The following is a 17,863-nucleotide window of genomic DNA, read 5'->3' as shown; positions in this document are numbered from 1 at the left end:
CGCGTCCTCTCAGATCCGCGCGGCACGGTCGGCCACGGCGTTCCACAGGGTGTGGCGAGCGGCGAGGGCGCGCCGCACGGCGGCCGCGCACTCGTCCCACTTGGCCGTCTCCTCGCCGCACAGGTCGATCAGCATCTGCATGGCCATGGGGGTGTGCTGCTCCCCGTCGATGTCGATGTGCCGGACCAAGTAGTCCTTGAACGCGCCGAGTTGACGCTGGGCGCCCTCGATCCGCAGGACGCGTTCGAACATGTCGGGGATGAGGTCCTCGCGGCCGAAGGCGAAGGCGGCCGCCTGGGCGTGCACCGGCGCGGACTCGATGATGCCCCAGGTCTCCGCGACGAAGTCGGCGGCGGCCTGCGGTGCCTCGGCGAGCTTGAGCGCCTCGCGAACGGCCGTGCCCGCCGTGAGGCGTTCCAGGAAGGAGCGGATCGGCGCGGTGTCGGCGCCCGCCTCGTCCATCGCGCGCAGATAGAGCTCGAAGTGGCTCAGATAGCCGCTCCCCACCTCGTCGCTCTCCTCGGCCAGCACGATGTCGTTGATCAGGCGCCGGCTGGTCGGCGGCCCCTGCGGGACCCACGGAACGCTCACACAGGTGAGCTCGCGCTGGAGGCTCTTGAGCAGGGACATGAAGTCCCACACCGCGAACACGTGGTGCTCGAGGAACACCTGGATGCGGTCGAGGCGGTCGAGCCCGGGGTACATGGGGTGGTTCACGATCAGGGTCCGCTCGGCGGCGATCGCCGCGTTCAGCCGGGTCAGCCCGGGGTGCGTGCGGTTCCACTGGTAACGGTCGTTCGTCATGCTTCACTCCGGTGCAGCGGTCGGGACGGTGTGAGGGTGTCGAGTCGGGCGCGGATGAGGCCGAGCGCCGAGCGCCAGGTCTCCGCGTCGTCGGTCCGCAGGCCCAGCCGGGCCAGCTGTTCGTACGGCGGGGCGCTGCCGCCGGTGCGCAGGAAGGCGGTGAAGTCCCGCCCGAACGCCGCGGGATCGCGCCCGCGCAGCTCGTGCAGGCCCACCGCCGCGAGCCCGGCGTAGGCGTACGCGTAGTTGTAGAAGCGGCTTTGGAAGAGGTGGGGAACGCACATCCAGCCGAGCCGGTGCAGCCGGCCGGGCGTGAGGGCCTCGCCGTAGCACTCCCGGTGCGCCCCCTGCCACAGGTCGCCGAGCAGCCCGGCGTCCAGGACCCGGCCCGCGTCCCGCAGGGCGTACGCCGACTGTTCGAAGGAAGTGATCACGGTCTGCCGGAACACGGTCGTCACACAGCGGTCCACCCAGTGTTCGCCGGCGCGGGCCGCCTCATCGGCGTCCCCCTCGGTGGCCATCAGGTCGAGGACGGCCAGTTCGGCGAAGCAGGCGGGCACCTCGCCAAGGGCGGTCGGGGCGTCGAAGACGAGCGTGGGCTGCGCCTCGGCGGCCAGCGTGAAGGCGACCGCGTGGCCCAGCTCGTGGGCCAGGTCCAGGACGTCGGCGGGCCGGCCCTCGAAGCTGACCAGGACGAAGCAGGTCCGCTCGGAGGGGACGGGCAGGGAGAAGGTGCGCGACACCCGCCCCGCCCGGGGCACCGCGTCGACGCGGCCGGCCTCCACGACGCGCCGGGCGGTCGCGGCGAACGCCGGGGAGATCCGCGCGAACGCGGCGAGGACGGTGTCGAGGGCGGACGCGAGGTCGACGCGGGCGCCCGTGAGGAGCGGCGCCCGCTCGTCCCAGGGGGCCAGCGCACCGCCCCCGAAGAGCTGTGCCTTGTGCCCCAACCACCGCTCGGCCAGCTCGTGTTGGGCGGTGATCTCGGCGAGCATGGCGTCGACCTCCGCCGCGTCGAGGCCGTTGTCGAAGTCGCTCATCGCCCGCGGGCCGGGCAGCCCCCGCAGCGCGTCCACGGCCAGCCGGTCGGCGACCAGCGTGTCGTAGGCGAGGGCGAGGGTGGCGGCGTTCGGCTCCAGGCCGCGCACCAGCACGTCGTAGGCGGACCGCCGCACGTCACCGTCCGCGTGCGCGAGGTCGCCCCAGGCCTCGTCCAGCGGCGACTGGAGCCGGTCGTGCAGCAGCGCCCACGCCTGTACCGCGGGCTCGCGGGCGGCGAGGGCCGCCTCCCGCGCCGGTTCCAGCAGGTGCGCGCCCGCCTCCCGTACGGTGCGCAGCAGATGGCGGTAGGGGGCGAGAGCGGGGGCCAAGAGCAGATCGGCCACGCGCTCCTCGGGCAGGTTCCGCCACTCCTCCTCGAAGAACCCCACCGCCTGCTCGACGGCCTCGGCGGCGGCGTCGGACGCGAGGGCGAGCTCCGCGCCCCGCTCGCCGTACACGTCGAGCGCCTGGTGCAACGACGCGTACGCCACCAGGTGCGTCAACCCCGCGCGGGTGTGGCCGAGTTCGGCGAGCAGCCGGGCCAGGTCGCGCGGGCCGAGGCCGCCGACCCGGCCGCGCCAGCGCTCGGCGCAGCCCCGGGCCCGGGCGGCGACCGCCCGACCGGGTGGCGGCGCGGCCAGGGCGGTCAGGTCCCACTTCACGGCCGCACCCCGGGCCGGGTCGCGCGCAGCGAGAACAGCAGGGGCAGTTCGCCCTCGACCCGCTCGGGCAGCCAGTACCGGCCGTCCGCCCGCCGCTCCAGATAGGGCAGCACCGGGAACCAGACCGAGGGGAACTCGTGCAGGAAGTCGAGTCGCAGCCCGGCGTCGAGCACGCTGGTGACGATGGCACCGAGCGAGTGGGCCCAGGTGTAGCCGGACTCGGTGACGTCGTCGGCGGAGTCGGCGTAGGTGCCGCGCAGTTCGTGGGCGATCGGTTGGGCCCGGTCGAAGTACGGGTAGCGCAGCACGGGTTCCCGTGTGGCGTCGTCGAAGTCCAGGGTGTGCAGCACGGGGTGGTACTCGGCGACGTACAGGACGCCGCCGGGCGCCAGGAGACGGGCCGCCGCGCGGGCCCAGCGGGCGATGTCCGGCAGCCAGACGACCGAGCCGAACGACACGTACACGATGTCGAAGCGGCCGTCGAGCTCGGCGGGAAGTCCGTACACCTCACTGCACAGGAACTCCGCCGGGACAGCGGTCGCCCGGGCCAGTTCGCCCGCCCGGGCGATGGCCCGCGGCGAGAAGTCGACGCCGGTGACGCGGGCGCCGCGGCGCGCCCAGCTGAGGGTGTCGAGGCCGAAGTGGCACTGGAGGTGGATCAGTGAGCGTCCCGCCACCTCTCCCACCTCGTCCGCCTCGAAGGGCTGAAGGGTGCCGCGGCCCGCCAGGAAGCCCTTGACGTCGTAGTGGTCGCTCGCGACGTGGAACCCGGTCCAGCGCTCCCACAGCTCGCGGTTGCGGCCGATGCAGTGCTCCGCCTTCGCGGGCGCCAGGGTCGTGACGCGTGCCGTACGCATGGTGGCCCCTTCCCCGTTCAGGCCGCCGCGCGCGGGGCGCGGGGGTGGGCGCAGACGGGGCAGTCGGGACGGCGGCTCCACCGCTCGGACTCGCGCGGCATCCCGTCGTCGAAGAAGACCTCGAGCAGGCGGCCCTGGGACAGCGGGGGCGCGATGCCGGTGGCGAGGCGGACGACCTCGGCCAGGACGTGCGCCGTGTAGAGGGTGACCAGCGCGCCGAACGCCGACATGTCCTCGGGGAAGCGGGGCTCACGGGTGGCGTCGGCCCACTCGGTCTTCTTGGCCGCCAGGTCGGCCGAGAACCGGTCGTTCTCGGCGACGTCCGCCTTCCAGCACTCCACACAGCCGGTCACGCCGGGGATCATGGTGTAGTACGCGATGCGGCGGCTGTCCACGCCGCCGGTGATCAGGGTCGCACCGGCCCGGACGCACGCCTGGTTGATCCAGTTGACGACCTGCATCTTGGGCATGTCGACGGCGGACAGGACGAGTTCGCGGCCCTCGACGACGGCGAACGCCTCGTCGGGGCAGCCGATGTAGGTGGCCCGGGTGTCCAGCTTGACGAGCGGGTCGTAGGCGAGGATCCGCTCGGCGGCGACGTCGATCTTCGCCCGGCCGAGGTCGCTCTCGCGGTAGAGGATCTGCCGGTTGAGGTTGGACAGCTCCACGGTGTCGAAGTCCACCACGCGGATGTCGCGCACCCCGAGGCCGACGAGGTCGTACAGCATGTGGCTGCCCACCCCGCCGAGGCCGAGCAGGACGACCCGGAAGTCGCGCAGCTTGCGCTGGAGTTCGTACTTGCTGGTCGTGAGGTCGCTGTAGTTCTCCAGGAAGCCGAGGTTGCGCTTCCAGCGTTCGAGGTCGTGGTCGTCGAGGCCGGTCCGCGCCGCGCCGTCCTCCAGGAGGCCCGCCCGGTCGAACTCGGCCACGGCCGAGGCGACTTCGGCGGCGCTGATGTCGCGTCCGGCCGCGCGGAGGTCGCGGTGCACCTCGGTGACGGTCCTGGTGCCGTCGAGCAGGCCGGCGAACTGCTCGACGGCTCCGTCCGGGTCGGCCAGCTCCAGGCACTTCCCGGGCAGCTGGATGGAGAGCTGGTCGGCCACGCGGTACACGGGCAGGGTCGGTTTGATCCGTGGCTTGGGCTGGTTCTGCGGCATGGTGCCGCCCCCCGTAGTGACTCGGTCCGGTGTGGATGGGTGCGCTGTTCCTCGCTGGGGCCGGGGGCCGGGAGGTGCCCGGCCCGCCGGGGCGGGCGCGCGAAGGAATTCCGCGCGCCCGCGATCGGTGTGTCAGGTGGCCACCGCGCGGCCGGCGATGCTCGTCTTGCGGGTCTTGAAGACGATCGACATGGTCTTTCACCTCCCTGGAGTCGGTGTGCGGCTGGACAGATCCAGCGTGCGGGCCGACCGGGGGCCAGGGGTATTGGCACATACCCCAGGTACGTCCTCGCTCAGGCGAGGGCCGCGCGCACGACGGCGCTGGCCAGAGCGGCGCGCGAGGGCACACCGAGTTTGGTGAAGGCGTTGGACAGATGCATCTGGACGGTCTTCTCCGTCACCTGGAGCCGCTGCGCGATCTGACGATTCGTCAGTCCCTCGCTGACCAGCGCCGCCACCTCGCCCTCGCGGCGGGTGAGCGGCGCGAGGACGCCGGGCCGCCCGGCGTCCTGCGGCGGCCGCGCGGCGATCCTGCGCCGCTCGGTCGACGCGCTGCGGGCCAGCGTCCGGGCCCCGCAGGTCGCGAACGTGCGCTGCGCCGCGGCCAGTTCGGTCACCGCCCGGCGCCGCTCCCCGCGCGCGGCGAGCGCGCCGGCGGCCGCCAGGCGGGCCCGCCCAGCGTCGATGACCTGGCCGACCGCCGCGAGCCCGTCGTAGGCGGCCGCCGCGTTCGCGTACCCGCTCTCGGGCCGCTCGGCGGCGCGCACCTGGGCCAGGGCGAGCTCGGCGAGGCCGGTGCGTCCGGGCAGCCCGAGCGGGCGCGCCGCGGCGACGGCCCGCCCGGCCCACCGGCGGGCGGCGTCCAGGCGGCCTTCGGCGAGGGCCGCGCGGCAGAGCAGCTCGTACCAGTCGACCTTCGACCACGCGTCCACCCCCGCCAGCCGCGGACCGCCCGCCTCCTCCAGCGCCGCGCGGCAGGCCCCCGCGTCACCGGCCGCGAGCCGGGCCTCGGCGAGCGCGCGGGCCGCGACCGCGCCGAACCATCCGCCGCCCGCGGCCCCGTCCTGGCGCGCCTGCGTTCCGGCCCGCAGCGCGCCGTCGACGTCCCCGGTCGCCACCGCGGTCCGGCACACCATGGCCAGGGCCCCACCGAGTGCCTCCTGGGCCCCGCAGCGGACGGCCGTCTCCACGGCCTCCGCGGCGGCGGCCGCGGCCTCCTCCAGCCGCCCCGACGAGCGGGCGGCGAAGGACTGGGCGACGAGAAGGTGGGCCAGGGCCACCTCGCGCCCCGACCCGCGGGCGACGGACAGCGCCCGGTTCAGGTGGCGCAGCGCCGCCCAGGGCCTGCCGAGCATGGTCTCGCTCCACCCGAGCCACACCACCGTGTCGAGCCGCTCGGCCAGCTGTCCGTCGAGGAGACCGTCCACCAGGGCGGCGGCCGACGCGCAGTGCGCCTGGGCCGGGCCGATCGCCCCGGTGTGCACTCCGGTCAGCGACAGCAGCCCGTGCGCGGCGGCGGCGAGCGCGTGGTCGCCGCGCCGTTCGGCCTCCTGGAGGGCGCGCTCGGCCCGCGCGGCGCAGTCACCGGCCCGCCCTTCGGCCAAGTCGTCACCGGCCAGGGCGAATTCGAGGACTCCCCGCGCCGCCGGGTCCTGTGCCGCGGGCTCCTGGAGCGCGTGGACGAGCAGCGAGCGGGACTCGGCGCGCCGCCCGAGGGACCGCTCGACCAGGGCGCAGGTGGCGACCGCATCGGCATGGATTCCGGCCGGTACGCGGGGCAGTGCTTCGAGCACCGTGTGCAGCAGTGCGCGGCTCTCGCGGAGCCGGCCGACCGCCCCGAGCAGCCGGGCGAGGCGGAACTGGAGGCGGGCACGCTGCACCGGGGCGTCCGCCGGGAGCAGCCGCAGGGCGGTGCGCAGCCAGCGCAGCGCGCTCTCCGGCTGCCGCAGCCGCATCAGATGGGCGGCCTCGGCGAGCACCCGCACGGCCTCGCGGTCGCCGGGGCGCGCGGCGTGTTCGACGTGGCGTGCCCGGGCCGCCGGGTCGGCCTGACGGCGGGTCAGGGCCTCGGCGACGGCGGTGTGCGCGGCGACGCGCCAGCCGGGCCGGGCGCCGCGGTAGACCACGTCGCGCAGCAGCGGGTGCCGGAACGCGAAGGCGCGCGGCGCCGCGACCGGCCGTACCAGGTCCTCGGCCACGAGTTCGTCGATCGCGGCGAGGGCGGGCAGCTCGCCGAGCCCCGCCGCCCTGGCGACGAGTTCCGAGGTGAAGGACTCCCCTACCACCGCCGCGGCCCGGGCCACTTGGCGGGCGGTCGCGGAGACCCGGTCCAGTTCGGCGCCGACCTGCGCCTCGAAACGGGCCGCCACCTCCTCGCTCGCGGCCCGGGCGTGCTCACCTGTCCGGGCGCCCGCCAGGAGCCGCAGGTACAGCGGGTTTCCACCCGCTTGCAGCGTCAGCGCGCTCAGGTCCGCGCGCTCGCCGCCGAGCAGTTCGGCGGCCGCGCCGCGGCCGAGCGGGCCGAGCGCGAGGCGCTCCATCCGGACCGGCCCCGAGTACGCGTTCACCACCAGGCTGCGCAGCGGGGGCGGGCTCTGCCGGTGGCGGTGCGCGAGCGCGAACAGGACGGGGGTGTCCGGCGGCCGCCGCAGCAGGTCGTCGAGGACGGCCAGGCATGCGTCGTCGGCCCAGTGAAGGTTGTCGAGCAGGACCACCAGCCCCGTCCCCGGCGGCGCGGCGGCCTCCAGCGCCTCGCGCACGGCTTCGGCCGAACAGCCGCCGGTCAGCGCCCCGAACAGGTCGCCCGGTCCCCCGCGGCTCGTCGTCGCCGCGCCCCTCAGCACCGGCCGCCCGAGCGCGCCCGCCATCCGCTCCAGCTCGGCGAGCAGCCGGGTCTTGCCCATCCCCGGATCGCCGGTGATCTCCACCGCCTGGACCCTGCCGTCGCAGAAGCGCCGCAGCACCCCGCGCAGCACGCGACGTTCCCGTTCCCGTCCGGCCAACGGCTCAGCTGACATCGTCACTTGTGCCTTCCCCCGTCCCCACACGCCACTGTCGCGTCGCCGGGCGGCCCGGGCGACGCCCGTTCCAACACCTTGGATACGGCCGCGGGGTCGCCGGCGTTCATCCCGGCACCGGGCAAGGGGGCAGGTGTGACCGTCAGCGCGCCGGGGGTGGCACGGGCTTGCGGTTGATCGGGGTGACCGGCGTCCGGATGGCGACCGGGGTGCGGCGCGGCCCGGACCAGGGGGCGGGCACCGCGTCGATGTCCCGGGCGATCCGCATGGCCAGCGCCTCGTAGTTGACCCGCCAGCCGCGGAAGTGCGGCCAGGCCTCCTCGGGGCCTCGCTCGGCGGGATAGCCCTGCTCCTCCATCCGCGCCACCCCGAGCAGGAAGTCCTCGTAGGTGAGTTCCAGCGGGCCGTCCGGGTGGGGGTCGGGGTCGTACGGGATGCCCTGGAGGTCGGCGATGTCGCGCAGGCACACGAACCCGGCGCGCAGCGCCATCCGTACGTCGGACTGCGGCTGGGAGGGGTTGAAGGCGAGCCGGAGGGCGGCCGCGTCCATCACCGAGAGGAGGGCGATCAGCCAGTTGCGGGTCGCCTTCGGCGAGCGGAAGTGGATGAGGACCGGGTAGGTGGTGTGGCTCTCGCCCACTTCGGCGCTCCACCGCTCCCAGTTGACGAACAGTTCGCCGACGCTGTTCACCAGCTCGACCTGGGCGTACCGGGCGAGGATCTCCGGCCCCCAGGGCGGGCTGCCCGCCCGCGCCTGGAGCAGGGTGACCTCGGTCTCGCGGCGCTGATAGGCGGCGTACAGGGTGGGCAGGTAGCCGATCTGGAGGCCGATCACGATGGGGCCGGTGGCCGCCGCGCAGAAGTCGATCGCGTTCAGGGAGGCCCGGTTGCCCGCCGCGAAGCCGAGCGTGAAGAGCGAGGAGCCGGACTCGATCATCGACTCCCGCAGCCCGAGCCCGCTGACCGCCGCTTCGAGCAGCCCAAAGCCGATCATGAAGAAGAGGAGCCAGCCCATCAGGGTGATCACGATGGACAGCGGGGCGACAGGCGCCAGTACCCGGTCCTTCGCCTCGGCCCCGCCCAGCAGGTCGGCCACCCGCTGGAAGGGCCAGCGCACCGCTTGCTGGACGATGCGGGTGAAGCTGGACCGGGTCGGCCGGGGAATCACCAGGGTGCGCAGCACCGAGGAGAAGATCCCGAGCACGAGGACGGCGCCGAGCACGCCGAACACTGCTCTCACCTGGACAGGTTCCTTTCCGGTATGCCTGGCGGACCCTGATTCCCACCGGCCACAGGAAGGTTACGTCGCCCCGGAGTCAGGGCCCGGAAGGCACCCTTTCCCGTGGCTCGGCCCGGGTGTTCACAGGCCGTGGCGGCGCTCGCCCAGGACCGCCTCGCAGACCTCGCGCTCCAGCTGCGCGGAGAACGGCGCGCGGCGCGCGTCCACGGCCCGGCGGGTCTCTTCCGCGATCAGATCGGCGTTGATCGCGGCCGCCGCTCGCACTCCGGACGCGGCCGCCGCGACGACCTGGTCGGTGGGGTTGGCCACGTTCCCGGCCACCCACACCCCGGGGACCTCGGTCGCGCCGGTCGGGTCGGCGGCGATGCGGCCGCCGATGACGGAGCCGGCCAGCTCCAGATCGGTGGGCTCAAGGCCGAGGGAGGACAGCAGACCCGCCCGTGGCGTCAACATCGGTGCCACCGCCAGTGCCTGACGTGGTATCAGATGTCCGCTCGCGAGACGCAGCCCGGCGAGGCGTCCGTCGCGCGTCTCCAGTGACGTGACCTCTCCGGTCACCACGCGGACGCCCCGGGCGGCCAGCTCCTCGTACTGCCGGTCGTCCGGCTCGTCCATCGTGTGCAGGAAGAGCGTGATGTCCGCGCTCCACTGGCGCCACAGCAGGGCCTGGTGCACGGCGAGCGGTCCCGTGCCCAGAACGCCGATCGCCCGGTCGCGCACCTCCCAGCCGTGGCAGTACGGGCAGTGCAGAACGTCCGTGCCCCACAGGCCCGCGAGCCCCGGGACCTCGGGGAGTTCGTCGACCAGGCCGGTGGTGACCAGCAGTCGGCGGGCGCACAGTTCGTCGCCGTCTGCCAGGGTGACACGGAAGGCGTCGCCGTTCCGCTCGGCACCGGTCGCGCTGCCGGTCATGAACGCGCCGCCGTAGGAGCGCACTTCGGCCCGGCCGCGGGCCAGGAGTTCGCCGGGCGGCGTGCCCTCGTGGCCCAGGTAGGCGTGGACGCCGTCGGCCGGGGCGTTGCGGGGGTGGCCCGCGTCGACGACCAGGACCGAGCGCCGCGCCCGGCCCAGGGTGAGCGCGCCGCTCAGTCCGGCGGCGCCTCCCCCGATCACCACCACGTCGTGGATGTCCTGCCGGCCGCCCTCGGGAGTGCTGTTCATCGTGCGTTCCGTTCGCTCGTTCATGTGCGACACCTCCAATGCCGCGATGGTGTGCCCGGCCCCGTCCGGTTGACAAAACAACTTGCCGCTCCGGCAAATGGAGGGATGGCTCACGACGACGAACTCACCGATGTACTGACCGGCGTGGGACCCCGGCTGCGGGCGCTGCGGCGCGCACGCGGCACGACACTGGCCCAGCTCGGCGAGGCGACCGGGATCTCGCTGAGCACCCTGTCCCGCCTGGAGTCCGGGCAGCGCAAGCCGACCCTGGAGCTGCTGCTTCCGCTCGCCCGGGAGTACCGGGTGCAGCTCGACGAGCTGGTCGGGGCCCCGGCGACCGGCGATCCCCGCATCCACCCGCGGCCCTTCACCCGGTACGGCCAGACCTTCGTCCCCCTGACCCGCTACCTCGGCGGCCTGCACGCCTACAAGCAGATCGTCCCGCCCCGCCAGGAGGCCGACGGCGTGCGGCCCGAGCTCAACGTGCACGAGGGCTACGAGTGGCTGTACGTCCTGTCGGGAAGGCTGTGGCTGGCGCTCGGCGAGCACGATCTGATCCTGACGGCGGGCGAGGCGGCCGAGTTCGACACCCGCACCCCGCACGGCTTCGCCAACGCGGGCGACCGGCCCGTGGAGTTCCTCTCGCTGTACGGATCGCAGGGCGAGCGCATGCACGTACGGGCCCAGCCCGCGGGCGACTAGCGTGACGCGGAGGGGCTACGGCCGGCGGCGGGGCTTGCCGCGCTGGGCGCCGCCCTTCGGGGCGCCGGAGCCGCCGCGTGGGTTCTTCGCGCCGGGCTTGCCCGTCTTGCCGGAGGTCTTGCCGGACCCCTTGCCCGCCGCGGACTTGCGCTGGGCGCCACCCTTGTCGGCACGCTTCTGCTTGGGCTGGGGCGGCGTCGGCGTACGGCCGCGGGAGCTGTTCACCGTGCGGCCGCGGACGATGCCGATGAACTCCTCCACCAGATCGGGAGTGATCTCCTCCTCCGGCCACGACAGCGCGACGCGCGACTCGGGGACGCCGGTGATCGTCCGGTAGGTGAGGTCCTTGCGGTGGTGGAGCCGGGCCAGCGACTGCGGAACGACGAGCAGGCCCACTCCGGCCGCCACCAGCTCGATGGCGTCCTCGGTCGTGGCCGGGCGCTCCAGGGCGGGCCGCCCCGGCGGGTGCTCCCAGTCGAGGGTGTCGTCGAGGGGGTGCAGCACGATCTCGTCGGCCAGGTCCTCGGGCGACACCTCCTCGACCGCCGCGATGAGGTGGTCCTTGGGGACCACGACGACCGTCGTCTCGGTATAGAGGGGGATCGCGCTGAGCTCCGTACGGTCGATCGGCAGCCGCACGAAGCCCGCGTCCGCGCCACGGCCGCGCAGCACGCCCGGCGCCTCGGCGGCGGAGACCGTGCTGAGGGTCAGGGGGATGTCGGGCAGCCGCTCGTTCCAGATCCGCACCCACTTGCTCGGCGTCACACCCGGAACGTAGGCGAGCCGGAACGATGGGGGTTCTTCCGAGCCTGTCACCCCGCCAGGTTACCGGTCGTGGTCAGCGGTATCGCACACGCTCGCTACTCTTGACACATGACGTCGCACCAGACCACCCAGACGATGAAGCCCGCGACCGCGGCGAAGAAGCTGGGTGTGTACCTCGAGGCCACCCCCGCCGAGTTCCAGGAGGGTGTCGTCTCGCGCACCGAGCTCAACGCCCTGCAGGCCGACCCGCCCCAGTGGCTCCAGGACCTGCGGCGCACCGGCCCGCACCCCCGTCCGGTGGTCGCCGCGAAGCTCGGTGTCTCCATCGCGGGTCTCGCGCGCGGCGGGGTCACCGAGGCCCTCACCACCGAGCAGATCGACGCGCTGAAGCAGGACAACCCCGAGTGGCTCCAGAAGGAGCGCGCCACGCAGGCCGAGGTCCGCAAGGAAGCGGTCCGCATCAAGGAGAAGCAGCAGCAGGACCGGGCGAAGGCGCAGCAGGCCGAGGAGCCCCACGCCTGACCCACGCCCGGCGCGATCACACGCCGAGCGGCTGTACGAGCGCCGCTGACCACGTGCCCAGCACCTGGTCAGCGGCGCTTTCGGCGTTCGAGGCCACCGTACGCCCGACGCCCCGGCTCCGCCTGCCTCGTCCGGGGCGGCAGGACGGTCGGCGTTCCGACAGCCAAAACTGATCAGGTACAACTGGACAGTTTTGGCTGAAGAACTTACGGTGGGGGCATGGAAGACATCCCTCACGGCATCTCCGCGTCAGCCGTCCACGCGGCGCGCGACCTGCGGGTGGTGTTCAGCCGGCTGCGGCGCCGGCTCCGCGAGGTCGCGGAGACCCAGGACCTCACCCCGTCGCAGGTGTCCGCGCTGACCCTGATCGACAAGGGCGGTGCCGCGTCGGCCAGCGCCCTCGCGGCCACCGAAGGAGTGCGCCCGCAGTCGATGGCCGCCACCCTGGCGGCGCTCGACCAGCAGGGTCTGATCCAGCGCAGCCCGGACCCCGAGGACGGCCGCCGCCAGCTCATCACGTTGACCGAGGCGGGCCGCGCACGCGCCGAGGGCAACCGGCAGGCCCGGGCCGAGTGGCTCGCCCAGGCCTTCCAGGACCGTTACACCGAGAAGGAACGCGCCACCATCACCGAGGCGATGGCATTGCTGGAACGCCTCGCCCAGCCGTGAGGCGCGGAGCGGCCGGACCCGGCCGCCTGACGCGCACCTCCCCCGCCGACGGGCGCGAGGGATTCAACCGCGAGCTGATCGCCCCGATGATCCTGGGTTCGATCCTCAACCCGGTCAACTCCTCGATGATCGCGGTGGCGTTGGTGCCGATCGGGCAGGCCTTCGGGGCGCCCGCGGGACAGACGGCGTGGCTGGTCTCCGCCCTCTATCTGGCGACCGCCATAGGCCAGCCCGTCATCGGACGGCTCGTCGACAGCTACGGCCCGCGCAGGCTGTACCTCATCGGTACCGCGCTGGTCGGCGCCGCCGGCCTGCTCGGCAGCTTCGCGCCCACCCTCGGCGTACTGATCGCGACCCGCGTGCTGCTCGGCTTCGGCACCTCGGCCGCCTATCCGGCGTCGATGTCCCTGACCCGGAGCGAGGCCGACCGCACCGGCGAGAAGAGCCCGGCCGGGGTCCTGACCGCGCTCGCCGTGTCGAACCAGGTCGTCGCCGTGATCGGTCCCACCCTGGGCGGGCTCCTCATCGGCCTGGGCGGCTGGCACTGGATCTTCGCCATCAACGTGCCCCTCTCGGCCGCCTGCCTGATCCTCGGTGCCCGTCGCCTGCCGCGGGCACCCGCCGCGGAGGCAGGAGGCGCCGGGCCCGGGGCACGGATCGACCTCGCGGGCATGGTGCTGTTCGCGGCGATGCTCATCGCCACCCTGCTCTTCCTGATGGCCCCTCAGCCCGGCCACTGGCACCTGCTGTTGATCGCCGCGCTGGCGACGGGAGGCTTCGCGGTGCGGGAGTTGCGCGCCGCCCAGCCGTTCATCGACCTCCGGGTCTTCGGCGGCAACGCCCCGCTGATGGCCACCTATCTGCGCCAGGTTCTGAGCTTCGTCACCTCGTACGCCTTCCTCTACGGCTTCACGCAGTGGCTGGAGGAGGGGCGCGGGCTGTCCGCGTCGGCGGCCGGGCTCGTGCAGCTGCCGATGCCGTTGAGCGCGGTACTGATATCCGTGACGACCGGGCGCCGCCCCCAGATCCGGGGCAAGCTCGTCGTCGGCTCCCTCTGCCAACTCGCCGCCTGCGCCCTGATGTTGCTGCTGCACTCCGACAGCGCGATCTGGCTGCTGCTCGCCGTCGGTCTGGCGATGGGGGCTCCGCAGGGGCTCAACGGTCTGGCCAATCAGACCGCGCTGTACCACCAGGCCGACCCCTCCCGCATGGGCTCCGCCGCCGGGCTGCTCCGCACCTGCACCTACCTCGGCGCGATGATCGCCTCGTCGGCCGACGCCGCGTTCTTCCGGCACGGCGCCGACACGGCGGGCCTGCACGGCCTGGGCGTCTTCATGGGGGCGGGCGCCGTGCTGCTCACCGCGGTCACCCTCCTCGACCGCTCCCTGCGCCGCCCCGCTCCCGCCGGTGCGGCGCTCCCCGAAACCACCGAAAACCCCTAGGACGCGGCCCGTTCAGGGCCTGCCGACCAACCCGTACGCGAGAAAGCAGGGCACCACCATGGCTCTCACCACGCTCGACCCGCGCACCGCGCTCGTCGTCATCGACCTCCAGCGGGGCATCGTCGCCGCCCCGACCCAGCCCCACGACGCCGCCGAGGTGGTGGACCGCTCGGCCGAACTCGCCGATGCCTTCCGTTCGCACGGGCTCCCCGTCGTCCTGGTGCGCGTCACGTTCGCGGCCGACGGGTCGGACCTCGTGCCCGGCCGCACGGAAGCTGCTCACGGTCGCGGCGGCCCCCGGCCCGAGGGCTGGGACGTCATCGTCGACGAGCTGGCCGGACATCCCGGGGACATCACGGTCACCAAGCGGAACTGGGGGGCGTTCCACGGCACGGATCTCGACGTCCAGCTCCGCCGCCGCGGCATCACCCAGATCGTGCTGACCGGCGTGGCGACCAGCATCGGCGTCGAGTCGACCGCCCGCGCCGCGCACGAGCACGGCTACCACGTCACCCTGGCCACCGACGCGATGAGCGACATGGACCCCGAGGCGCACCGCAACAGCGTCGAGCGGATCTTCCCCCGCCTGGGCGAGTCCGGCACCACGGCGGAGATCATCGAACTGCTGGCCAAGACGCGCGCCAGCTGACATTTTCGTCAACTCTCCGATGTAGACGGCGAGTTGCGGATTCCTCCACGGCCCCCGAGCGGCATCGCCCGGGGGCCGGTCGCGTGGCGGCTCAGCGGTGCCGGACGCTCAGGCCGTCGAGGGTCAGGCCGACCAGGCGCTCGGCCTGGTCACGCTGCTCGGGCCGGCCCGCGGCGAGGGCGATGCCGGTGAGGGCGGCGAACAGGTCGGCCGTGGTGATGTCGGGCCGGATCGCGTCGGCGGCGCGCGCGGCGTCCATCAGCGAGGCCAGGGCGTCCTGGATCATCTCGCGGCTCCGCGTGAACGGGTGGGCGCCCGCCGCGCCGAGAGCGCGCAGGGAGTCGGCCATGCCGTGCTTGGCCGACGCGTAGTCGAGGAAGCGGCCCATCCAGGCACGCAGCGCCTCGCGGGGCGGCAGGGCGGCCAGGAGTTCGGGCGCGGCGTCGCACAGGCGGGCCAGCTCGTTGCGGTAGGCGGCCTCGATCAGGGCGTCCCGGGTGGGGAAGTTGCGGTAGAGGGTGCCGATGCCGACCCCCGCCTCCTTGGCGATCTGTTCCAGGTGGGCGTCGAGGCCCTGCTCGGCGAACTTCCGCACCGCGACGGCCAGGATCTTGTCCCGGTTGCGTTGCGCGTCGGCCCGCAGCGGCCGCTTCGAGTCGTCCCCCACGGGGCCCCCTTCTTCGTTCTCGTACATGGTCCCACCGCACGACTGTTAAGTGGAGGCCCCTCCGCTTATGCTGGAACCGGCGGCGCCTCCGCTTTCACTCTAAGGCACTCTTCGCGCTGCCCATCGCCCTTCACCAACGAACGAGGTAGGCCATGTCAGACATCAGGACCGCGCCCAGGGACATCGTGGAGAGCGTGCGCGGCAAAGTCGTCGCCATCACCGGCGCCAGCGGGGGCATCGGCGAGGCCACCGCTCTGCTGCTGGCCGCCCGGGGAGCCACCGTCGTGCTCGGCGCCCGCCGGGCGGACCGGCTCGACGCGGTCGTCGAACGGATCACCGCGGCGGGTGGCACCGCCTCCGCCGTGCCGGTCGACGTCACCCGCCGCGAGGATCTCTCGGCGCTCGTGGCCGGGGCGACGGAGCGCTACGGCAGGCTCGACGCGCTGGTCGGCAACGCGGGCCTCGGCGCCGTCTCACCCCTGGACGACCTGCGCGTCGACGACTGGGACGCCATGATCGACGTCAACATCAAGGGAGTTCTGTACGGGATCGCCGCCGCGCTGCCCGTCTTCCGCCGCCAGGGATACGGCCACTTCGTGAACGTCTCGTCGACCGCCGCCCGCCGCACGGTCCCCCACCAGGCGGTCTACTCCGCGACCAAGGCCGCCGTGCACGCCCTCTCCGAGGGGCTGCGCCAGGAAGCGGGCGACGCCCTGCGGGTCACGCTCATCACCCCGGGCTTCGTCAGGACCGACTTCGTCGACAGCGCCCCGAACCCTGACGTGCGGGCCCAACTCCTCGCCTCCCGCGACACGTTCGCCATCGAACCCGCCGCGATCGCCCGCGCCGTCGCCTACGCGATCGAGCAGCCGGACGACGTGGACGTCAGCGAGGTCGTCGTGCGCCCCACCGCCCAGAGCTGACGGCCGCGTTCGGGGCGCCGGTCACCGCACCCACGCCTCGGTGAGGGACTGCACGGCCGAGCCGTCGACGTCGGCGAGTTTGGTGGCCGTGAAGTCCCGGGCCCAGTCCGAGGTCTGGATCCGGAAGGGCGGGCTCGCGTCGGTGAGCGCGGCGATGATGGGCGCCGCGGCCTCGGCCGGGCTCTGCGCCTGGGCGAAGGACTGGGTGGTGCGTTCGATGTAGGCCCGCAGCGCGGGCGCGTACGGACCGGCCGCGTCCAGCAGGGCGGGTACGTCGATGTCCAGGCTCGCGACGAACTCGCTGGCCACGGCGCCCGGCTCCACGACGCTGACCTTGACGCCCACCGCCGCGGCCACCGGCGCGAGGGACTCCATGAAGCCCTCCACCGCGAACTTGGCCGCGCAGTACGCCTCGTTGAAGGGCTGCCCCACCACACCCCCCACGCTGGTCACGGTGACGACCCGGCCCCGCGACGCCCGCAGGTGCGGCAGGGCTGCGCGGGTCACCTCGACGACGCCGAAGTAGTTGACCTCCATCGCGGCGCGCACCGGACCCATCCCGTCCTGCTCGACGGTGCCCACGCACCCGGCGCCCGCGTTGTTCACCAGCGCGTCGAGCCGCCCGTACGCGGCGATGACCTCGCCCAGGCAGGAGACGACGGACCCCGCGTCGACGACGTCCAGGCGCTTCACGTCGACGCGGTCGATGACGCCCGCCTCGGCCGCGGCCTCGCGCAGCCGGCCCGCCTTCCCGGTGTCACGCATCGTCGCCACGACCCGCAGCCCGGCGCGGGCCGCACCGATCGCGGCGGCCAGCCCGATGCCGGAGGAGGTGCCGGTGATCAGCACAGTGCGTTCGGCGGTCATGGAGCTCTCCTCGCTTCGTGACCCGGCCCCTTGACGGGCGTACGGATCGTCATGTGCCCGACACCGGATGACCGGCCTCGATGTCCAGGCCGTCGCTCAGGCGGAACGGCTTCCAGCCGGACGACCGCGGGCCGGTCGCCTCCAGCGGGGCGAGCAGGAACCCGACGTGGTCGCCGCCGTCGGTACGCCCCTCCACACGGCCCACGAACCAGCCCGGCGCGTCGTCCAGCAGCACCGCGCCGGCCGGGCCCTCGTGCCAGGCGATGTCGGCGAACTTGTCGACCTCGTCGCCCGTCAGGCCGCCGAAGTGCGCGGCCAGCCCGTGCTGGGCCCGGCCCAGCAGGTGCACGGCCAGGACGTCGGCCGAACAGGCCACGCGGTACGTCCTGTTGGCCGTGGACAGCCACACCATGAAGCGGACGGGCTCGATGGAGCACTGCGAGGCGAACCCCACGAGACACCCGGCCCGCTGCCCACCAGCCGCCGCCGTCACGACGTACATCGGGCAGTCGAGGCCGTCGAGAAACTCCTGCATGCCACTCACACCGCTCAACCGTCCCTCCTCGTCGTCCGCGCCGCGTCCAGCCGATCACAGGAACCGGCGCGGCACGCCCCGGGTCGGCCGATCGGCCGAAACGAGCCGACCCGGCCGCCGCGGCCGATCGCACGAGTGTAGGGGCGGGGGCGGGGGGAACCCGGACGGTGCGCGGACCCGAGG

At 73.7% G+C, this 17,863-nt stretch carries 17 protein-coding genes; 6 read left to right on the top strand and 11 right to left on the bottom strand.

The window, feature by feature from the left end; genetic code table 11:
• Nucleotides 1-9: 9 nt before the first annotated feature.
• The 7 genes from DT019_RS16875 to DT019_RS16845 form a co-directional block, all read right to left on the bottom strand.
• Nucleotides 10-804: a DUF3050 domain-containing protein gene (locus DT019_RS16875; protein ID WP_114037651.1), complete on the bottom strand. Its 795-nt coding sequence runs from the start codon at nt 802-804 to the stop codon at nt 10-12.
• The gene (locus DT019_RS16870; RefSeq protein ID WP_114037650.1) at nt 801-2,507 is read right to left on the bottom strand and encodes a M3 family metallopeptidase; all 1,707 of its coding nucleotides are present in this window, start codon (nt 2,505-2,507) and stop codon (nt 801-803) included. Before DT019_RS16870 ends, DT019_RS16875 begins: the two co-directional genes overlap by 4 nt.
• A complete protein-coding gene (locus DT019_RS16865; RefSeq protein WP_114037874.1) occupies nt 2,504-3,364 on the bottom strand; it encodes a class I SAM-dependent methyltransferase in 861 nt (286 codons plus the stop codon). The genes DT019_RS16870 and DT019_RS16865 overlap by 4 nt, the downstream gene beginning before the upstream one ends.
• Nucleotides 3,365-3,381: 17 nt before the next feature.
• A complete protein-coding gene (locus DT019_RS16860) occupies nt 3,382-4,521 on the bottom strand; it encodes a HesA/MoeB/ThiF family protein (protein ID WP_114037649.1) in 1,140 nt (379 codons plus the stop codon).
• Nucleotides 4,522-4,814: 293 nt separating this feature from the next.
• Complete coding sequence (locus DT019_RS16855; protein WP_223279648.1) at nt 4,815-7,538, bottom strand: helix-turn-helix transcriptional regulator; 2,724 nt, start codon at nt 7,536-7,538, stop codon at nt 4,815-4,817.
• A 142-nt stretch (nt 7,539-7,680) separates the two neighbouring features.
• Nucleotides 7,681-8,778 carry a hypothetical protein gene (locus DT019_RS16850; RefSeq protein ID WP_114037647.1) on the bottom strand — a complete coding sequence of 366 codons (1,098 nt, stop codon included), beginning with the start codon at nt 8,776-8,778 and terminating at the stop codon, nt 7,681-7,683.
• 120 nt (nt 8,779-8,898) lie between these two features.
• A complete protein-coding gene (locus DT019_RS16845; protein WP_223279614.1) occupies nt 8,899-9,963 on the bottom strand; it encodes an NAD(P)/FAD-dependent oxidoreductase in 1,065 nt (354 codons plus the stop codon).
• Between the two features lie 81 nt (nt 9,964-10,044).
• Here DT019_RS16845 and DT019_RS16840 point away from each other — a divergent pair, with 81 nt between their 5' ends.
• Complete coding sequence (locus DT019_RS16840; protein WP_114037646.1) at nt 10,045-10,641, top strand: helix-turn-helix domain-containing protein; 597 nt, start codon at nt 10,045-10,047, stop codon at nt 10,639-10,641.
• Nucleotides 10,642-10,656: 15 nt separating this feature from the next.
• Here DT019_RS16840 and DT019_RS16835 read toward each other — a convergent pair whose 3' ends face one another.
• On the bottom strand, nt 10,657-11,457 hold the full coding sequence (locus DT019_RS16835; protein ID WP_114037645.1) for a LysR family transcriptional regulator substrate-binding protein: 801 nt from the start codon (nt 11,455-11,457) through the stop codon (nt 10,657-10,659).
• Between the two features lie 57 nt (nt 11,458-11,514).
• Between DT019_RS16835 and DT019_RS16830 the strand changes: the two genes are divergently transcribed.
• The 4 genes from DT019_RS16830 to DT019_RS16815 all read left to right on the top strand — a co-directional run bounded on the left by DT019_RS16830 (nt 11,515) and on the right by DT019_RS16815 (nt 14,688).
• Nucleotides 11,515-11,928: a DUF5997 family protein gene (locus DT019_RS16830; protein ID WP_114037644.1), complete on the top strand. Its 414-nt coding sequence runs from the start codon at nt 11,515-11,517 to the stop codon at nt 11,926-11,928.
• A 219-nt stretch (nt 11,929-12,147) separates the two neighbouring features.
• Entirely contained in the window at nt 12,148-12,597 is a 450-nt protein-coding gene (locus DT019_RS16825; protein WP_114037643.1) for a MarR family winged helix-turn-helix transcriptional regulator, read from the top strand.
• Complete coding sequence (locus DT019_RS16820; protein WP_411292714.1) at nt 12,594-14,039, top strand: MFS transporter; 1,446 nt, start codon at nt 12,594-12,596, stop codon at nt 14,037-14,039. The genes DT019_RS16825 and DT019_RS16820 overlap by 4 nt, the downstream gene beginning before the upstream one ends.
• 58 nt (nt 14,040-14,097) lie before the next feature.
• Nucleotides 14,098-14,688, top strand: coding sequence for a hydrolase (locus DT019_RS16815; protein WP_114037642.1), 591 nt, complete (start codon nt 14,098-14,100; stop codon nt 14,686-14,688).
• Between the two features lie 91 nt (nt 14,689-14,779).
• On the opposite strand, the gene DT019_RS16810 is transcribed toward DT019_RS16815, so the two are convergent.
• On the bottom strand, nt 14,780-15,355 hold the full coding sequence (locus DT019_RS16810) for a TetR/AcrR family transcriptional regulator (protein WP_114037871.1): 576 nt from the start codon (nt 15,353-15,355) through the stop codon (nt 14,780-14,782).
• A gap of 152 nt (nt 15,356-15,507) precedes the next feature.
• On the opposite strand from DT019_RS16810, the gene DT019_RS16805 reads away from it, so the two are divergent.
• The gene (locus tag DT019_RS16805) at nt 15,508-16,278 is read left to right on the top strand and encodes an SDR family oxidoreductase (RefSeq protein WP_388980503.1); all 771 of its coding nucleotides are present in this window, start codon (nt 15,508-15,510) and stop codon (nt 16,276-16,278) included.
• 21 nt (nt 16,279-16,299) lie between these two features.
• Here the strand turns inward: DT019_RS16805 and DT019_RS16800 are convergent, their stop codons facing one another.
• Entirely contained in the window at nt 16,300-17,145 is an 846-nt protein-coding gene (locus DT019_RS16800) for an SDR family NAD(P)-dependent oxidoreductase (RefSeq protein WP_114037641.1), read from the bottom strand.
• Nucleotides 17,146-17,194: 49 nt separating this feature from the next.
• Nucleotides 17,195-17,689, bottom strand: a complete 495-nt coding sequence (locus DT019_RS16795) for a flavin reductase family protein (protein WP_223279646.1) — start codon at nt 17,687-17,689, stop codon at nt 17,195-17,197.
• Nucleotides 17,690-17,863 lie beyond the last annotated feature (174 nt).

It is taken from the genome of Streptomyces sp. SDr-06, from assembly GCF_003324565.1.
In the GTDB taxonomy this organism is placed as follows: Bacteria; Actinomycetota; Actinomycetes; order Streptomycetales; family Streptomycetaceae; genus Streptomyces.
Note: the sequence above shows the minus strand (reverse complement) of the source record. Positions and strands in the feature narration are given on the sequence as shown.

What these genes read in the sequence shown, in the direction of transcription:
- DT019_RS16875 (WP_114037651.1), bottom strand. Translation starts at nt 804, where the DNA reads ATGACGAACGACCGTTACCAGTGGAACCGCACGCACCCCGGGCTGACC.
- DT019_RS16865 (WP_114037874.1), bottom strand. Translation starts at nt 3,364, where the DNA reads ATGCGTACGGCACGCGTCACGACCCTGGCGCCCGCGAAGGCGGAGCAC.
- DT019_RS16860 (WP_114037649.1), bottom strand. Translation starts at nt 4,521, where the DNA reads ATGCCGCAGAACCAGCCCAAGCCACGGATCAAACCGACCCTGCCCGTG.
- DT019_RS16855 (WP_223279648.1), bottom strand. Translation starts at nt 7,538, where the DNA reads ATGTCAGCTGAGCCGTTGGCCGGACGGGAACGGGAACGTCGCGTGCTG.
- DT019_RS16845 (WP_223279614.1), bottom strand. Translation starts at nt 9,963, where the DNA reads ATGAACGAGCGAACGGAACGCACGATGAACAGCACTCCCGAGGGCGGC.
- DT019_RS16840 (WP_114037646.1), top strand. Translation starts at nt 10,045, where the DNA reads ATGGCTCACGACGACGAACTCACCGATGTACTGACCGGCGTGGGACCC.
- DT019_RS16830 (WP_114037644.1), top strand. Translation starts at nt 11,515, where the DNA reads ATGACGTCGCACCAGACCACCCAGACGATGAAGCCCGCGACCGCGGCG.
- DT019_RS16825 (WP_114037643.1), top strand. Translation starts at nt 12,148, where the DNA reads ATGGAAGACATCCCTCACGGCATCTCCGCGTCAGCCGTCCACGCGGCG.
- DT019_RS16815 (WP_114037642.1), top strand. Translation starts at nt 14,098, where the DNA reads ATGGCTCTCACCACGCTCGACCCGCGCACCGCGCTCGTCGTCATCGAC.
- DT019_RS16805 (WP_388980503.1), top strand. Translation starts at nt 15,508, where the DNA reads ATGTCAGACATCAGGACCGCGCCCAGGGACATCGTGGAGAGCGTGCGC.
- DT019_RS16800 (WP_114037641.1), bottom strand. Translation starts at nt 17,145, where the DNA reads ATGACCGCCGAACGCACTGTGCTGATCACCGGCACCTCCTCCGGCATC.